This window comes from Ekhidna lutea (assembly GCF_900188325.1).
GTDB classification, from domain to species: domain Bacteria; phylum Bacteroidota; class Bacteroidia; order Cytophagales; family Cyclobacteriaceae; genus Ekhidna; species Ekhidna lutea.
On the sequence record NZ_FZPD01000006.1, the window covers coordinates 167,046 to 185,013 of the forward strand.

General features: G+C 39.5%; 16 protein-coding genes. 13 read left to right on the top strand and 3 right to left on the bottom strand.

Annotated elements, in window-relative coordinates; translation table 11 throughout:
• Nucleotides 1-44 precede the first annotated feature (44 nt).
• On the top strand, nucleotides 45-557 hold the full coding sequence (locus CHB71_RS17225; RefSeq protein WP_089358199.1) for a hypothetical protein: 513 nt from the start codon (nucleotides 45-47) through the stop codon (nucleotides 555-557).
• A gap of 53 nt (nucleotides 558-610) precedes the next feature.
• On the opposite strand, the gene sppA is transcribed toward CHB71_RS17225, so the two are convergent.
• Entirely contained in the window at nucleotides 611-2,344 is a 1,734-nt protein-coding gene (sppA, locus tag CHB71_RS17230) for a signal peptide peptidase SppA (protein ID WP_089358200.1), read from the bottom strand.
• Between the two features lie 83 nt (nucleotides 2,345-2,427).
• Between sppA and folK the strand changes: the two genes are divergently transcribed.
• From folK to CHB71_RS17255, 5 genes are read left to right on the top strand one after another with little or no spacing between them, the layout of a single operon-like run.
• Nucleotides 2,428-2,919, top strand: coding sequence for a 2-amino-4-hydroxy-6-hydroxymethyldihydropteridine diphosphokinase (gene folK / locus CHB71_RS17235; RefSeq protein WP_089358201.1), 492 nt, complete (start codon nucleotides 2,428-2,430; stop codon nucleotides 2,917-2,919).
• A gap of 1 nt (nucleotide 2,920) precedes the next feature.
• Nucleotides 2,921-3,667, top strand: a complete 747-nt coding sequence (locus CHB71_RS17240) for a sulfite exporter TauE/SafE family protein (protein WP_089358202.1) — start codon at nucleotides 2,921-2,923, stop codon at nucleotides 3,665-3,667.
• 10 nt (nucleotides 3,668-3,677) lie between these two features.
• Entirely contained in the window at nucleotides 3,678-5,171 is a 1,494-nt protein-coding gene (locus CHB71_RS17245; protein ID WP_089358203.1) for a lipopolysaccharide biosynthesis protein, read from the top strand.
• A complete protein-coding gene (locus CHB71_RS17250; RefSeq protein WP_089358204.1) occupies nucleotides 5,168-7,597 on the top strand; it encodes a YfhO family protein in 2,430 nt (809 codons plus the stop codon). Before CHB71_RS17245 ends, CHB71_RS17250 begins: the two co-directional genes overlap by 4 nt.
• Nucleotides 7,598-9,073: a lipopolysaccharide biosynthesis protein gene (locus CHB71_RS17255; RefSeq protein ID WP_089358205.1), complete on the top strand. Its 1,476-nt coding sequence runs from the start codon at nucleotides 7,598-7,600 to the stop codon at nucleotides 9,071-9,073.
• 5 nt (nucleotides 9,074-9,078) lie between these two features.
• On the opposite strand, the gene CHB71_RS17260 is transcribed toward CHB71_RS17255, so the two are convergent.
• A complete protein-coding gene (locus CHB71_RS17260; RefSeq protein WP_144017478.1) occupies nucleotides 9,079-10,302 on the bottom strand; it encodes a glycosyltransferase family 4 protein in 1,224 nt (407 codons plus the stop codon).
• A 51-nt stretch (nucleotides 10,303-10,353) separates the two neighbouring features.
• On the opposite strand from CHB71_RS17260, the gene CHB71_RS17265 reads away from it, so the two are divergent.
• Genes CHB71_RS17265 through CHB71_RS17295 form a run of 7 tightly spaced genes read left to right on the top strand, consistent with a single transcriptional unit; the run spans nucleotide 10,354 to nucleotide 16,881 of the window.
• The gene (locus tag CHB71_RS17265) at nucleotides 10,354-11,718 is read left to right on the top strand and encodes a polysaccharide deacetylase family protein (protein WP_089358207.1); all 1,365 of its coding nucleotides are present in this window, start codon (nucleotides 10,354-10,356) and stop codon (nucleotides 11,716-11,718) included.
• Nucleotides 11,715-12,566: a sulfotransferase gene (locus CHB71_RS17270; RefSeq protein ID WP_089358208.1), complete on the top strand. Its 852-nt coding sequence runs from the start codon at nucleotides 11,715-11,717 to the stop codon at nucleotides 12,564-12,566. Before CHB71_RS17265 ends, CHB71_RS17270 begins: the two co-directional genes overlap by 4 nt.
• Nucleotides 12,563-13,744: a glycoside hydrolase family protein gene (locus CHB71_RS17275; protein WP_089358209.1), complete on the top strand. Its 1,182-nt coding sequence runs from the start codon at nucleotides 12,563-12,565 to the stop codon at nucleotides 13,742-13,744. Before CHB71_RS17270 ends, CHB71_RS17275 begins: the two co-directional genes overlap by 4 nt.
• A gap of 3 nt (nucleotides 13,745-13,747) precedes the next feature.
• Nucleotides 13,748-14,593 carry an FkbM family methyltransferase gene (locus CHB71_RS17280; protein ID WP_089358210.1) on the top strand — a complete coding sequence of 282 codons (846 nt, stop codon included), beginning with the start codon at nucleotides 13,748-13,750 and terminating at the stop codon, nucleotides 14,591-14,593.
• A 3-nt stretch (nucleotides 14,594-14,596) separates the two neighbouring features.
• Entirely contained in the window at nucleotides 14,597-15,286 is a 690-nt protein-coding gene (locus CHB71_RS17285; protein WP_089358211.1) for an SGNH/GDSL hydrolase family protein, read from the top strand.
• 45 nt (nucleotides 15,287-15,331) lie between these two features.
• Entirely contained in the window at nucleotides 15,332-15,916 is a 585-nt protein-coding gene (locus CHB71_RS17290) for an acyltransferase (protein WP_089358212.1), read from the top strand.
• On the top strand, nucleotides 15,913-16,881 hold the full coding sequence (locus CHB71_RS17295; RefSeq protein WP_089358213.1) for a Gfo/Idh/MocA family protein: 969 nt from the start codon (nucleotides 15,913-15,915) through the stop codon (nucleotides 16,879-16,881). The genes CHB71_RS17290 and CHB71_RS17295 overlap by 4 nt, the downstream gene beginning before the upstream one ends.
• On the opposite strand, the gene CHB71_RS17300 is transcribed toward CHB71_RS17295, so the two are convergent.
• The gene (locus CHB71_RS17300) at nucleotides 16,876-17,964 is read right to left on the bottom strand and encodes a DegT/DnrJ/EryC1/StrS family aminotransferase (protein WP_089358214.1); all 1,089 of its coding nucleotides are present in this window, start codon (nucleotides 17,962-17,964) and stop codon (nucleotides 16,876-16,878) included. The two genes, CHB71_RS17295 and CHB71_RS17300, sit on opposite strands and share 6 nt — an antisense overlap.
• Nucleotides 17,965-17,968: the final 4 nt, after the last annotated feature.

The following is a 17,968-nucleotide window of genomic DNA, read 5'->3' on the forward strand; positions in this document are numbered from 1 at the left end:
CTACATTTTTTACCATTAATATTGGTCATCCTTATTGCACCCAAATGATTGAATTCAATTCAACTAATTGGTTAGGGTTATTTTTAAGAGAAGTTCTCACAATGATTTTTCTGAGTTGGCTTCTTTCAGTTGGCATCAACTATGAAAGTGAACTTTTAATTGACACAACAGGATATTTCATCATGTTGGTTTCACTTATTGGTATTGCTTGGACCGCTTACGAAATATGGATTTTGATGAAGTTTAGAAACGCTGATAGCAAGAGGAGAATTTCTATTGACAATGCCATCATCAAAATAAAAACAGATGACACTGAAGAAATTCTGGAGACGAAGGATTTATACAAAGTTATTTACTCAAAAGGTTATAATAACTGGAGATCTTCTACTACTCACCTATCGTACTCAGAGTTAATTTTTAAGAACAAAAAAAGATTAATTATAACGTCATTCACCCTCGCACCCACTAAACTGAAGGAGCTATTACGGGGTGTGAGATACGCAGAGGTCAATCGAGAGAAGAAAATATTTGAAGCTATAAAAAACAACAATCACTAATTTAGTAAAATCCAATCCAGTTGAATTTCAAAATTCCTGTTCTACGCTCAACCCTACCTCACCTCAATATTTCCAGGTACTCTTGCCTGTAGTCCTTTATGCTGGTTGAGTTCCTTTACTGCTTTGACGGCAGGATCGGCATCCATTCCAAACAGTGTAAACTGCACTTTAGCATTCATCTTTTCCAGAAATTCTTCTATGAATGGTTTTTCTTTCGGATAGTAGGATACACTGTAATCATCTCCTATTCCGGCTGCCTCAACAGCTAGATTAATCGCGTCATTGAAGCTACCCAGCTGATCTACCAGACCATTACCTACTGCTTGTTCGCCACTCCAAACACGTCCACTGGCAATTTTTTTCACATCATCCTGTGTCATGCCTCTCGCATCAGCAACTTTTTGAGTAAAGACTTCATAGCCTTCATTTACACCACGCTGGATAATTGCACGCTCAGCATCTGTGAGCTGACGAGTGACAGTGTAGATATCTGAATATTCACCCGTCTTAACCACATCATGTGTGATGCCAATCTTATTTTCTAAAAACTCACCAAAATTGAACCACATCCCGAAGATGCCAATGGAACCTGTAATGGTGTTAGGCTGGGCGATAATGGTATCCGCAGGCATAGCTATATAATAACCTCCAGAAGCTGCCGCTCCTCCCATCGAAGCTATGATTGGTTTCTTCCCTTTAGTTAGCATCAGCTCCCTCCAGATCATATCTGAGGCTGTCATGCTACCTCCACCGGAGTTTACTCGCATCACAATTGCCTTAACCCGATCATTGTTTCGTGCTTTACGTATCTCCTCAGCATAAGTAGCCCCTACAATTCCCTCATCGCCACCCATCACAATGTCACCTTCAGCAACAATCACAGCCACCCGATTGGTAGAATATTTTCCTTCTGCTGCAATGGCCTGGATATACTTGTTCATCTTCATGGTGCGAAGCTCCTTGTCTTCCTCCATTCCGAGTTTTTGCTTCATGACACTTTTTAGTTCATCTTCATAGCCTATTTTATGGATCAAGCCAACATCGACTGCATCCTGTGGAAGACTTACCTTCATTTGATCAGAAATTTCCGCAAGCTTATCTGTAGGTATTTGAATGGAATTGGAAACATTAGACAAGTAAATGTTATACATTGAGGACAGTAGCTCAGAATACTGCAGTCTGTTCTCATCGCTCAGGTCTTTGCGGATATAAGGCTCTACATAACTTTTAAAGTCTCCAACCCTGAAAACTTCCGGTTTGATATCAAGCTTGTCAAACATCCCCTTAAAGAAGGTGACGTTGATGTCTAATCCATTAAACTCAATAGCTCCAGTCGGATTCAAAAACAAGCTGTCGGCCACAGAAACAACATAATAATCTGACTCACTTATATATTCTCCGTAGGCGTACACAAATTTTCCTGACTCTTTAAAATCCAATATGGCATCTCTGATCTCTTGCAGGCCTGCATAGCTACCAGCCAGGTACATGGGTTCTATATAAATACCTTTGATACGATCGTCATTTTTGGCTTTATTGATTGCAGTGATAATATCCAACAGACTCTGAATTTGTGGTCCATCACCAAATACTGTAAGAAAAGGATCGTCAACGGCTTTCTCCTCTAATATTCCTGTCATGGGAAAATAGAGCACGGAATTACTTTTGACCGTGGGTGCTTCGTCAGAGGAGGCTGAAGCTACAATCCCTACGAGGATAAAAAATCCCAGAAGTGAGAAAATAAATAGTCCAACGAGGGTTGCAAGAAGATTTCTTAAAAAAGCCATGTAATGTTTTTTTGGTCGTTTAGTTTCTCTTTGAAACCAGCAAAAGTAAGACGAGGTTTGCAAACAATAGATCAAGAAACTAGATGAACGGAATTTACATCCTGCTGGGAAGCAATATGGGCAATCGACTGGAATACCTTCGGGAAGCTGAAAAGCTTCTGATACAAGAAGGTATTCAGATCATAGATGAGTCATCTATCTATGAAACAGAGCCCTGGGGTAAGAAAAATCAGGATTGGTTTCTGAACGTGGTACTTCAAATAGGGACAATGCTTGAACCTAATGAGTTACTCAATACCCTGCTAAAAGTGGAGAAATCTCTTGGACGCATTAGAAAAGAAAAATGGGGTGAGCGGTGTATAGACATTGACATTCTCTATTTCCATGAAGAGGTGGTAGAAACGAAAGACCTGACTATCCCTCATCCGGGCATACCCGAAAGGAAGTTCACGCTAATTCCGCTTGTAGAGATGTGCCCAATTGAAAAACACCCGACTTTGGGTCGTACACAGATGGAATTACTAGCTGAATGCCCTGATGAATTAGATTGCAAACTAACCGACTACAAGTTGTGATATGAGCATACTGGAAGGAGCATTTCTTATTGCTACAGGGATTTTTGCCGGATTCATCAACACCATCGCCGGTGGTGGTTCTTTGATCACACTGCCATTATTAATTTTTCTTGGACTTCCATCCGCAGAAGCTAATGCCTCTAATCGAGTTGCCATTTTTGTTCAAAATATCTTCTCCGTTGCAGGCTTTCAAAGCAAGGGCGTTCACATCTTTCCATTTGCAGCCTGGGTTGCCATCCCTGCAACTCTGGGTGCAATCGTAGGTTCTAAAATCGCAGTAGATATCAATGAGGATGTCTTCAATAAAATATTAGCTGTGATCATGCTGATGGTTATGGGTATCACAGTATTTAAGCCCAGCGTAAAAAAAGAGGCAGCTGAAATGTTGTCAAGAAAAAAGGTCTGGACAAGCGTAGTAATATTTTTCTTCCTTGGAGTTTATGGTGGGTTTATTCAGGCGGGTGTTGGCTTTCTGATTATCGCATCACTCACTGCCATCCATGGATTCAAAATGGCTAAAACAAACGCAATCAAAGTATTTGTTGCGTTGACCTACACGGTAGCGGCTCTAATCGTTTTTTACATTAGTGATAAGATTAGATGGGAGTATGGGCTTGTTCTGGCGGTTGGAAATGCAACCGGAGGGTGGATCGCCAGCCGCTGGTCTGTGGAGAAAAGTGATAAACTGATCCGCATGATTTTACTTGTTTTGGTAGTAGCACTTTCCATTAAATTGTGGTTTTTCTAACAACACATTTGTGGGAGTAGTCATTAAGCAAAGTTTTTGGGGAACGGTGATTGCCTATCTAGGCGTGCTTATTGGTTATGTTAATACGCTCTACTTCAGAGCAGAATACTTTGACCTTTCTCAAATTGGTTTATTTACCTTAATCACTGCCAATGCAATGATTATCTCTCCCATTTCCTCATTTGGAACAGGAAGTGCATACATCAAGTTTTTCCCTCATCTCTCAGGCAATCAAAAAAATCAATTCTTCACTCTCCTACTTATTATAACGCTAATTGGCAATGCATTGATTGTTGGTGCAGGTTATCTGCTAAGTGATGTAATTGCTGAAAGGTATAATGAAACCGCTCCTAATTACATTTATTTTCTTCCAGTCACAGGAATGATCATAGTAGCCAACAGTCTATTCGACCTACTTTACAGCTACAGCCGATCGATTATGAAGGTGATTTTCCCTTCTTTTCTTCGTGACATCTATATCAGGATCGGCTCGCTTACTATGGTGATCGGATTCGCCTTTCAGTGGTGGTCCTTTGAGTCGGCGGTTTTCGGGTTAGGGATAATATATTTTTCTACATTCCTGCTTCTATTCATTCACTGTTCTTTAGATCCCTCATTCAAGTTGGATTTGAAATTTCGGGAGGTTGCCAAAGCTTGGAAAAAGCCGTTCATTCGATTTGGAGGCTACAGTATGCTTCTTGCCGGGAGCTTCGCAGTGCTCAACAACGTGACTTATGATCAGGTCACCGCATTGCTGGGCCCTGAGATGAATGGTATATTTACCACCTGTGTTTTTATCGCCCTCATTGTAGAAATGCCAAAAAGGAATATGGCAAAGGTGATGGGGCCTATTTTGTCTACAGAATTTGAAAGAAACAATCTAAAGGAAGTTGGAGCACTTTATAAGAGAAGCTCAATTACCATGTCTGTAATAGGTATGCTGTTGTTTATAGGGATTGTCACAAACACAAATGACCTATTTAATTTCATTCCAAAAGGAAATGCTTTTGCTGAGGGATATTGGGTAGTGGTAGGTGTATGCCTGGCCAAACTCGTTTTGATGGTTTCCGGATTTCCCGGCGAAATAATCAACTTTTCAGTGCATTATAAATACAATGTTCTTTTCCAAATCGTTGCAGCTGCTGTCTTAATTCTTCTCAACGTTACACTAATTCCAATATGGGGACTTAATGGGGCTGTCTTTAGCTACTTCATTGCCATAACCCTTCATATTTCAATGAAAGTGCTATTTGTATACTATAGATTCCAAATTCATCCGTTGGTACCGGCTCATTTAGTGCTGCTTGTAATTGGAGCAATTACAATTATCATTGGCGAACTTTTTCAACCCGGATTTCACCCATTGATAAATATTATCATACGATCATTGGTTGTATCCTGCATTTTAATCATGCTTGTGTATCGATTTAAAATATCTACAGACATCAATACGCTCATTCATTCTACCTTTGAGCGGTTCTTAAAAATTAACCTTCCGAAATGAACGCTGATCTAAAAAGAAATCTTCTCACTCACGGACTTATAATCCTTGGGTTCCTTATTATCACCATGTTGGTTCATTACCCGTCCCTATTAGGAGATAAGCAAATCAATCAACACGATATTTTGCAAGGACAAGGGGGTAATCAACAGCTAAAAGAATTTAGAGCTGAAACCGGCGAAGAAGCCCTTTGGAATCCTTACATGTTTAGTGGAATGCCGGCCTATCTAACCGGAGTGCAATACTCAGGAGAGATATTAAAACATGTTTATAAAGTTTATTTACTGGGACTAGGCCATCCTGAAGGCATTCTGTTTGCCTCATTCGTGAGCTTTTACATTCTACTCCTTTGCTTTAAGGTTCGACCGATTATAGCTGCCGCTGGTGCTATCGCCTTCGGATTAAACGGCTTCAACATCATTGGAATTATGGCGGGACACAACGCAAAGATTGCTGCTGTGGCTTTAATGCCTCTGGTTCTTGCCGGAATTCACCTCACATTTACCGGAAAAAGATGGCTCGGTTTCGGTCTCACGGCTATTGCTCTGGGTTTGCAAATCCGAACGAATCACCCTCAGATCACTTATTACCTGGCAATTATAGTGCTCGCCTATGGCATCAACGTACTTGTCAATACAATAAGAAAAAAAGACTTTAAGCCTTTTGGCATCAATGCCGGTTTGATGATCCTTGCGGCAATACTTGCTGTAGGGGCAAATTATGGAAGGCTTGCCACTACACTGGAATACAGCAAATACACCATCAGAGGGAAGTCCGAATTAAAAAATGATCAGCAAGCATCGTCCGGATTGGATCGAGAATATGCATTCAGGTATAGCAATGGCATTGCCGAGCCCTTCTTTCTTTTTGTTCCCAATATCTTCGGGGGCTCTTCCCAACAGGAACTTTCTACAAAATCAGCCGTGGCTGAAGCGCTTGAAAGCGCTGGCTATAACCGGACGCAGATTGCACAACAAGTCAAAGCCATTCCCACGTATTGGGGCGACCAACCACTAACAGCTCCATATTATGCTGGCACACTGACAGTTATCCTCTTTATTTTGGGAATTTTAATTATTTCCAAAAAGCACAAAGTATGGCTGATCTCGCTTGTGGTGCTGGGCATAATGATGAGCTGGGGGAAAAATTTTGAAGGCTTCAATAATTTATTGTTTGATTACCTCCCGGGATATAACAAGTTCAGATCCGTGACCTTTACAATTATCATCACCATTTTCGCAATGAATCTACTGGGATTCGTGGCGCTGGAAAGACTTGTTAGCTCAGAATGGAATGCTGAGCTGAAAAAAAAGACTTTCATCCTTTTCGGTATTGGTGGTGGATTCCTGCTTGCCTTATTACTTTTTTCAGGTGCACTCGGTTTTAGAGGGGCAGTTGATGCTCAGCTTCCTGATTGGTTCATTGATGCAATTCGCGAAGACCGGCGATCGCTGCTGATAAAGGATGCCCTTAGAGCCATGATGTTTGTGGTGTCATTTGCTGTCTTGGTTTGGGCACTTTTCAAGAAAAAAGTAAAAGTAAGTCAGGTACTTATAGGCCTTCTAATCATTGTATTTATTGATAGCTTTTCACTTTCAAAGCGATTCCTTGGAGAAGAAAAATTTGTAAAAAATCCATCAAGGGACTTTTTCGCAATGACTGAAGCTGATAATGCTATTGCTAGCCAAACATCAGCAGGTGAACGAGTATTGAACCTTCAAAATCCATTCAACGAAAACAGAACTTCTTACTATCACGAATCGATTGGCGGCTATCATGGCGCAAAAATCAGGAGATATCAGGATTTGGTCGACTATTGCCTTCAGGGTGAATTACAAAGTGCTTATCAAAAGCTACAGTCTCAATCGCTTGACTTCTCGGGTCTGCAAGCATTGAATATGCTCAATACGAAATTTCTCTTCGCAGGGACACAACAAAATGCTGTTTTTCCCAATAGATATGCGAATGGGAATGCATGGACTGTATCTAAAGTAACCCCTGTTAATTCCCCCGATGAAGAAATAAGCAGCGTTTGCTCGATCAACACCAAAAATGAAGCACTTATCGATCAAACCAAATTTGATATCCCACAAATCTCAGGTTCAGGCATTATTACTCTATCAGAAAAGACGCCAAACCGTGTTGTCTATTCAGCAGATATTAGCGGCGGACAAGCATTAGGTGTGTTTTCAGAAATTTATTATCCGGAAGGCTGGGAAGCTTCTATCGATGGCCAGGAAGTAGATATCTTAAGGGCCAATTATGTGCTCAGAGCACTTGCGATCCCAGAGGGTTCTCATGAGGTTGTGTTTGAATTTAAACCTGAAACCTACTACACCGGTAATACGATCACCTTGATCTTCAGCTGTGTGATCTTATTAATTTTTATTGCTACAGCCGGACTTGAAATCAGACATTCTCTTCAATAGGTGGGAATTGTAATTCGACAAAGCTTTTGGTCTTCGATTGCGGCCTATTTAGGGGTTGGGATCGGATATCTCAATGTGGTTATTTTGATGCCTAAATATCTCACTCCTGATGAGATTGGGCTTTATCGCACCATATTAAGTACAGCCGCATTTTTTGCTCCTCTACCATTATTTGGGTTGAGAAGCGCCTTCATCCGATTTTTTCCCCGCAAAGATGATAAACAGGTAACCGCGCTAATTCTCATAGGTCTTGGGATTTTTTTGCTCCTATTCGGCATACTGGCAGTGCTAGCCTTCATTTTAAAACCAACGCTTACTTCATTTTATCAGGAAAACGCAAATGCAATCAATGACTACCTCTGGCTGATATTGGTTTTGATTGGACTTATGGGATTTTATGGCCTACTAGAGTCAATTCTAAAAGCTAAAAAAGATATTTCTACGCCTAGCTTTGTGCGGGAGACGCTCTACAAGTTACTGCAATCAGTAACTGTAATCCTTGTTGGTTTCTCGATTATTTCGTTGGGAGATTTCCTTCGATTTCAATACTATATCTACCTTTTTATCTCATTCATCATCCTCTTTTTTGTGCTGAGAAGAGTTTCTTTCAATGTTTCTAAAAAAGATATCAAAGAGGCCAATTCAAAAGAGTTTTTCACCTACTCCAGGTATGCGTTATTAAGTGGATTGGGGTCAATAGCAGTCTTACAAATCGATCAGATTATGATTTCCAAATACATTGGTCTGGAGGCCAATGCTATATATACAACAGCTATTTTCATGGCTGTTGTAATCGAAATGCCTCGTAAGTACATCGCTCAGATTACTCAACCAATTATGGTAGAGGATTTTAAAGCTAAACGGTTGGATAAAATCCATGAGGATTATAAGAAGGCTTCCATCAATCAACTTATTATAGGGTCATTTATTTTTCTGGGAATTGTAATCAACTTACCCAGCATATACGCTCTCATGCCTAATGGGGAGATTTATAGTGCTGGGTTATCCATCGTTTATATTATAGGTTTCGCTAAGCTGATAAATATGGTGTTCAGCACGAATGGAGAAATTATCGTCATGTCTGACCATTACCGGGTAAATATTCTCCTGATAGCTGTATTAGCCATAATGACCGTGGCATTAAACTTAGTTCTTATTCCTTCATACGGAATTGAAGGTGCTGCATATGCCTCAGTACTCACTTTCCTTCTTTTTAACCTGATTAAGTTCTTTTATATCAAAGCTAAATTCAACTTTTCCCCATTTTCCAAGTGGACCCTACCGTCTATATTCTTAATTGCAATTGTCCTTTTTATTAATCACCAGTTTTCGTATCTGGATTCACCAATCCTCGATATCTTCTTGAGAAGCATAGGGATAACAATGATCTACTTTCTATACGTAATTGTTGCAAAACCTTCTCGTGAATTAGAAAACATATGGAAGGTAATTCTGGGTAAAGCTGGGTTTAGATAAGTCCACTAAAGTCCCTCATATAACTCTTTAAACTGAGGCATAAATGCATCCTGATGGAATGCAGTCATTAATACATCATATGCTTTTTTCCCCATCTTCTGTCTCATTTCTTCATTTTCAATGAGCAGCTTAAGCTTCTCCGTGAGCTCATCATCGGTAGCGAACACCTCGCCTAGCTCATATTTTTCAATTAACTCTTGCTGAGGCTTACAATTAGAAGCAACGATTGGTAGCTTACCATACATGTATTGAAAAATCTTGTTGGCGATCCCTGATTCATGCTGAGGGTTTTTGTCAAAAGGAGCAAGAGCAATATCACAAGCATATAGGTATGAGGGCAGCTCTGATAGATCGATCCAAGGCTTATAAATGAGATGATTTTCGAAAACGGGCTTACTAATTTCCTTAAAAAACAACTCTTTATCACCTGCATCCACAGGACCAATGATTATCAAACTAAAATCAATTCCATCATGTAGTAATTTCTCACAGCTTTGAAGTGTTCTAAAAATACCTCGTCTGCTGGCAACCATACCAAAATAAAGTAATCGCGGTTTTTGAGGTAACTCAGCATTCACATCAGAAATCGGATAGCCGTCAAATGATTGAGTATCAACAACATTAGGAAAAACAATCAGATCTTTCTCATCTAAAAATGAATACCGATTGAGTAGTGACTGTTTAAAATCCTCACTTAAAACAATGATTTTCTCAGCATAGCTTAAATGCCTGCCCTCTTTCCTTATCCAGCTTTTAGGTCTAACCAGTGCTGATCTTAGGGTTCCCTGAGTCCATTTATAACTTTGGATTGCATAGGGGTAATTCTCATGAAGATCAAGAATCATCGGAATGCCCCTTCCTGATGCTTTTATTCCTTTTTTCACACATTTGGACATGTACAAATCGTGTGTATGTATTACGTCAAGTGCATTTTGGCTAACGAATCGTCTCACTTTCCTTTTCCACCACCATTCATAAAATGGAAATGAATTCATGAAAAAATACAGAACATCCTTTAGCTTTCTGGGAAGGTAGATGGACACAATTTCTGCATCATCCTCCTTGTATGAATAATGACGATCAAACGTAAGACACAATACGTAAAGCGTATATCCCAGTTCCTTCAGTAGACGGACCTCTCTTTTAACCCGTACATCTGAGTGATACTCATTATCAACGACCATCCCAATCTTCATACGATCTGCTTGGCTATTTTTGTAATGCCGCAAGTTTCACATTTTTTCTGATTTCAAAAACCAAAAGGCAAATACACTAACCGAATGAATAGATCGCTTAATGAGCATGAGTTAGCTTATGTGTTCCAGCACCTGGAATTGGTCATGGATACATCAATACTGAAAGATCATTTCATTTATGGGGAGTCTTCCGATCATACCAACAAAATCATTTTCATTCCCAATACAGAGAAACTGGATGTTTCAACAATAAATGAGTTACCTGTACTGTTTGGATCAACCGAGAGTGACATCTTCTCATTAGATGAGCATGGAAATCTTATCTTTCATCATGATCTGCTTAAATCCTCATTTTACTTGCTCAGCTGCTATGATGAATGTTATGTGAATACAAAACGCGATCCGTGGGGACGTGTGATGTTCGATGGATCCATTCAAAAGCAAATTGGCATCATTGACAGGCCAATTGTTAATGAATATTTTGAGTTTATTTTCAATGGCATCAATGCTTTCCTTTCCCATCATAATAAGCCTAAGATTACAAAAAGAAAGCTCTTTGAAACGTTTGGTCTCCTTCTTTCTCATGATATAGATGTGATTGATAAGTATGGGTGGCCACATCTTGGATATAAGATCAAAGAGCTACTTGGATTGGTGAAATCTGAACATTCGTTTTTAAGTCTTTTAAAATCAACAATAACTTCTGCCTTTCACTTTATAAATCCGTGGCGTCCAAATCCATACTGGAATTTTGAATACCTCCACAACATTGAATCCAGGCACAATATCAAAGCTTCGTATTATTTCCTTGATAAGGATAATACGGGTGGTTCAAGATATAGCTTTGATGAAAAGAGGCTGGTTTCATTATTCAAAAAACTGAAAAACCATAAGCATGAAATAGGAATTCATGGAACCACCAAGACAGCCAATGATTCTGATATGCTGGTTGATGAAATAAGTAGATTGATGGATTCATCTAAAGTTGACATATCAGGTGGGAGACAGCATCGGCTGTGGTTAGATCCTCTGAAGACATTTAAAATCCATGAGCAATCGGGCTTGAAATACGATTCCAGCTTTGGTTTTGCTGAAAGAGAAGGCTTTCGAAATTCATTTTGTTTGCCATTCAAACCCTATGATTTTGAGAATCAACGCGCGATTGACGTATGGCAATTTCCATTGATGGTCATGGATGTCACTTTATTTAGCTATCGAAAGTTGGATGCACCCAATGAGGCTCTTACATCAATTGAAAAGCTTTTACATGAGGTTGAAAAACACAATGGAATAATTACGCTACTTTGGCATAATTCATTTTTTGATGAGACACTCTATCCAAAAGTGACAACAACATATGAACAGATATTAAAGTTGATAGAAGATCACAAAGCCGAGGGGATTACCGGTAAAGAAGTTCTAAGTAAACTAGCGAATATGACGTCATGAAAATCAATCAATTCATCAATCACATCTATTGGTTCTCGCAATTTGGAAGACCGAAAAGGAAGATTAGTTCAGAAGAGCTGTTTGTCAATCCCTCACTAGTAAAAGAGCCTGTTTTTTTTCTATCAACCGGTCGTTGTGGGACGGAGTGGTTTACGCACCTACTTAGCAAAGACAAAAATACAGCGGTATTTCATGACCCCACCCCCAACCTATCAACCCAAAACAGATTTATGCACAAGCTCTCGGTTTTGGGTGATAAGAACAATTTGGAAATAGCGAAGAATCTACTTTTTGCGGGACGTGAACAATATCTCAGGTATGCATACAAGTCAGAAAAAAGCTATGTCGAGACCAATAACCATATTACCTTCTTTGCTTTCGCTCTGGCCGAGCTTTTCCCCAAGGCAAAATTTGTTCATCTCTACAGACACCCCGGAGATTTTGTCACTTCGGGCCTAAATCGTGGATGGTTTGAGTCAAATGAGACCGCCACGGCTAAGCTAATTACTTCTGATAATGAAAAAGATTGGGGAAACTATACTACTCTTGAAAAGATTGCCTGGGTTTGGAATGAAACCAATAGTTTCATTGAGTCATTTAAAAACCAATATCCAAACCGTTCTTTCAGCTATGATTTTACCCACCGAGATTATAATAATCTTGTGAAACTGATCGACTTTCTCGGTTTGAATATCCCTCAAAAAACATTAAAAAAAGCACTTTCGATCAAGAAAAATGTTCAGAAGAGTCACACTTTTCCAAGTTATCCAAACTGGGATGATTCGGATAGAAAGAAATTGCAAACTATTTGTGGGGAACTAAGCTCGAAGTATCAATATCAGCTATGAATCAGTCCGCCATAGTAGAAATACTTGAAAAGCAGCTAAGCTTTTTAAAACAAAACGCTTATAAGAGCTATGATCTCTGTGATATCACCTCCAGGCCTTACTTTCTTAGGATGAATAAGCTTTGCCAAGGGCTATCTTATGGAAAGTATATCAAGTATCCACACAATTTACTTTTAGAGAACTTCGCTCCAGCACTAAGAAAATTATACGGCGTAAAAAAGAACGATTTTGCTCAAAGTAATGCATTCGTTATACGTGGATTACTTCGATTATTTCAAAACACTAAAAATGAAGAGTATCTAACTGAGGCTGAAGCCCTAATTGAGCGAGTAATCCAACAAAAATCCAAAGGATTCAAGCATTCGTGTTGGGGTCAACCCTATGATTGGTTTTCGCAACAAATCATTCCTGCATACACCCCACGAACAACTGTTACATCACAGGTGGGAAAGATGTTTTTAGATGCCTACGGCACAACTAAAAAGCAATCGTTCCTAGATATGGCTATTGAAATTGGTAATTTTTTTATAGAAGAAATGCCGCTATCATATGATCGTGATAATCAAACCTGCTTTGCCTATACAACCATAGACAAACGAAAAGTACATAATCCCAATATGATGGCTAGCGGGTTTCTTTCGACACTCTGGAAGACTACCGGTGAAAATAGATTTCTTGAACGATCGATTTCAGCTGCTAATTTTACATTCTCTAATATAAACCCAGATGGATCATGGTTTTATGACACCTTGCCGGACAATAAGCCAAGTAAAATTGACAACTACCATACAGGGTACAACCTTGAAGGGAGCGTGCTTTTAAAGAAAAATTTAGGTGACCAATTCTCGTATCAAACCCAACTTGAAAAGGCGATTAGTTATTACGAAAATAAACTATTCGATAATCAAGGCATCCCACGTCTAACAGACAAAAAGAAGTTTCCAATTGACATACAGTGCTGCGCTCAGAGTGTAATCACGTTTGCTCATTTATCCGAAATTGATACGAAGTATTGGAATCAAGCAGAAAACCTTTTTAAATGGACAGTCGAGCATATGTTTGATTCAGGATCTTATTATTATCGCATCTTTAAAAATGGTTCCAAAGACAGAACCGATTACATTCGATGGGGAGATGCCTGGATGTTTTTTGCAGGCTCCATGTTACTGACACGCTAATTCATGTTTAAAATTATTCGCTACGTATACCAGAAGTTTGCTACCTGTTCAAAGATCAAACAATTAAAAATCCTTGAAGCAGGGGTTGATAAGGAAGGTGATCCATTTATCAAACTGGAAAATGGGAGGATATTCTTTGGACCTGAGTCGACTTCAAAAGAAAGAAAATTTTACAAACTCTTTCTATCATCTGGCACTCGAAAGAAGCTCCCTTTTCAATGCTTCCAAATTGCTTTGGATATCGTGATCAGGTACATGGAGGGCAATCTTAAATGGGGAGGTCCGGCTAAAGAAGCCTTCTATAACGTGAAAGAAGGGGACGTTATCGCTGAAATGGGTGCATTTCGTGGGTACTACACACTTTACCTTGCTGATAAGGTTGGGACGAGTGGTAAAATCGTGGCTATCGAGCCAATTCCTTCAAACCTCAAGTATTTGGAGAAAAATATCGCCGCAAATAAACTAGAGAATGTAATCGTCGTTCCAAAGGGCGTATGGAATGAGAATGACCACAAAACTTTTCAAAGGAAATCAACTGATTTTCAATCCGGCAGTATAGATATTTCATATAACAACTCAGAAGCACTTTCAATTGAGGTAAATACACTGGATCAAATACTTCAGGATACAAATGTTGATCAGGTAGACTTTATGTTGATCCAACTAAATGGTGCAGAATACGAAGCATTGGAAGGGCTGAGTAAATTTGAACCTAAGCATCTGGCAATAGCTGCTCGTTACGATAAAGAGGAGCGCAACATTGCTCAGGAAATACGCCTACTTCTGGAAGCCAGAGACTATACAACTAAAACCCTCAATAGAAAATTTGTTTACGCTCAATTAAATTGAGGTATGAAGATCACAATCCTGGGAAATTCCGTAGCACTGAGAGTTAGGCCTCCTGAAAATCAGCCGGAGAATAAAAATTATACTTATTGGTTGCGAGAAAAACTGGATCCGTCTACAACCATTGAAAATATCTCATTAGGTGCTACAACTATTACCAACTGGCTCAAAATGAGTGATCAGGTTATCAATTGCTTTCCTAATATATATATTATTCATGTTGGAGTGGTTGATTCCACTATTCGTGAAGTTCCGCTATGGTTCTATCGGCTCTCCAATAGAAAAGTAGATAATATTTTAACCAAATTCTTCAAACTCATTTATCGCGGAGTGTTTTCAAAAATCAGGGCTCCTCTATCAAAATTGAGAGGATCACGATCATGGGTATCACTTAAAAGATTTGAGAAATCGTACGATCACCTATTCAGCATGATACTCAAGGATACCAATGCCAAAATCATTGCTATGCCTATTAACTTAGCGAACAATCGGGTTGAAAAACAATTACCCGGGACAATAAAGAGTCAAAAGAAATTCAACGAAGCAATTCAGAAAGTAGTGAATAAGCATAGCCAGACCATAGTGGATTTAGATGACCTCAGAAGTGATCAACATTACCCCGATGGTGTGCACTTCAATAAATCCGGTCATGAAATTGTAGCAAACAAATTGGTTTCGATTATAAATGAAATATGAGTTAATTGCGCCAATTTCACTTATTATTATCACATTTGAGCATTGATGAAATCGTCTGATAAAAATTACTTTGCACATGAAACAGCTGTCATTGATGATGGCTGCAAAATTGGAGATGACACCAAGGTGTGGCATTTCACTCACATCATGCCCAATGCTGAAATTGGTAGTCATTGCAACCTGGGGCAAAATGTATTTATTATGTCTGGTGTGAAGATTGGAAATGGGGTAAAGATTCAAAATAATGTATCTATCTATGATGGTGTCATTTGTGAGGATGATGTTTTTATCGGTCCTTCTGCAGTGTTTACCAATGTGCACAATCCGCGTAGCTCTGTCAATAGAAAAAATGAATTCTTAAAAACTACCGTAAGAAAAGGTGCTTCAATTGGTGCCAATGCCACTATCATCTGCGGAAATGAAATAGGAGCACACTCATTCATTGGTGCCGGAAGTGTGGTTACCAAAGAGGTGAAGCCATATGCGTTGATTGTGGGTAATCCGGGAAAGCAGATTGGATGGATGAGTGAAACTGGTGCTCGCTTGGATTTCACAAAAAGTAATGAGTGCTTCTGCGAAGAGGAAGGAAATACATACAAACTGGAAAACGATCAAGTAAAGAAATTATGAAAAAGCGATTTGCTTTAATAGGTGCTGCAGGATACATCGCCCCACGTCATATGAAGGCCATAAAAGAAACCGACAATGATTTGGTTGCAGCGCTCGATCCTAACGACAGTGTTGGAATTATCGATAGTTATTTTCCCAGCACTGATTTCTTTACAGAGTTTGAACGTTTTGATCGACACATTGACAAATTGCGTCGTAAGGGAACAGGCATTGATTATGTCAGCATTTGCTCGCCAAACTATTTACACGATGCACATATGCGATTCGCATTACGAAGTGGAGCAGATGCTATCTGCGAAAAACCACTTGTACTCAATCCATGGAATATTGATTCCCTTCTTGAGATTGAAAAGGAATCCGGCCAAAGGATACATACCATCCTCCAGTTAAGGTTACATCCTGCCGTAATTGAATTGAAAAAGAAAATTGCTGCCAATCCCGGGAAAATCTGGGACATAGACCTAACCTACCTCACCAGCAGAGGACATTGGTATTTCACAAGTTGGAAAGGAGATGATAGCAAGAGCGGAGGAATAAGCACTAACATCGGTATTCATTTCTTTGATATGCTAACATGGATTTTTGGCGGTGTGAAAAAAAATACGGTTCATATCAATTCACATGATCGCTCTTCCGGATTTCTTGAGCTGGAAAATGCAAACGTCCGATGGTTCTTAAGTATCAACGCTCAATTACTACCTGAGCAGGCTAAAAAAGAAGGCAAGACAACCTATCGTTCACTGAAAATCGGTGAGGAAGAATTCGAATTCAGTGGAGGGTTCACTGATCTTCATACTTTGAGCTACCAAAACATCCTGGAAGGCAATGGTTTCAAAATCAGTGAAGCTAAAACTGCAATTGATATTGTTTATGACATTCGTAATCAGAAACCCGAAGGCTTCAGCGGCGAATACCATCCATTATCAAAAGAACCTCAGAGCCCCCACCCTTTTAATATCTCATAGTTGATTGATAATTGAGGCTACTTCTTCAATTTGTGTTTCTGTCATCTCTGCAAACATTGGAATGCTCAGAATCTCAGCGCAAAGTTTCTCAGAAACGGGAAATTCACCAGACTGATGTCCTTTGTAAGCATAAGATGGTACCAGTGGTAATGGGTTAGGGTAGTGAACAGCATTACCTACTCCTGCCTGATCAAGTAGTTCTTTGACCTCATCCCTCGTTTGAGACTGAATGGCAAATACATGAAACACGTGTTTGTACCCTTCTGGAATTGCAGGTGTCTTTACAGCGGATAACAATTGAAAATATTTTTTCGCGTGTGCAATTCGCTTTTCAGTCCATTCTCCCAGGTGTGGTAGTTTGGCTTTCAAAATAGCTGCCTGAATAGTATCCAACCTGCTATTTCTGCCAATAATTTGATGGTTATGTTTTTTAAGTTGACCATGATTGGTGATCATTTTGCACGTTTTGGCCAATTCCTCATCATTGGTTGTAATCCCACCCGCATCACCATATGCTCCCAGGTTCTTTCCGGGGTAAAAACTATATGTTGCTATTTGGCCAAATGATCCAATCCTTTTCCCATCAATTTCAGCACCATGAGCTTGAGCACTATCTTCAATTACTTTAAGACCATGCTTGTTCGCAATCTGCATAATTTCACTCATACGGGCAGGGAGCCCATATAAATGCACAGGAATGATCGCCTTTGTGCGGTCGGTGATCTTAGCTTCGATTAAAGCTGGATCGATGGTGCGCTGATCCTCCAAAACATCTACAAAAACGGGTTCTGCTCCAATATTATTAACAGCTCCTGCAGTACTTATCCAGGTAAGTGCGGGCACTAAGACTTCATCGCCTGGACCAACGCCCAGGGCTTTTAATGCAATTTCTATGGCATCTGTACCATTGGCACATCCCACACAAAAATTAGCACCAGCATATTGAGCAAAATCTTCCTCAAATTCCTTTATGACTGAACCGCCTATGAAAGCAGTTTGATCTATGCAATCCTGTATTGCTTTATCTATTTCAGACTTAATTGATAAATATTGTGCCGTTAGATCTGCGTATGGAACACTCATAAAA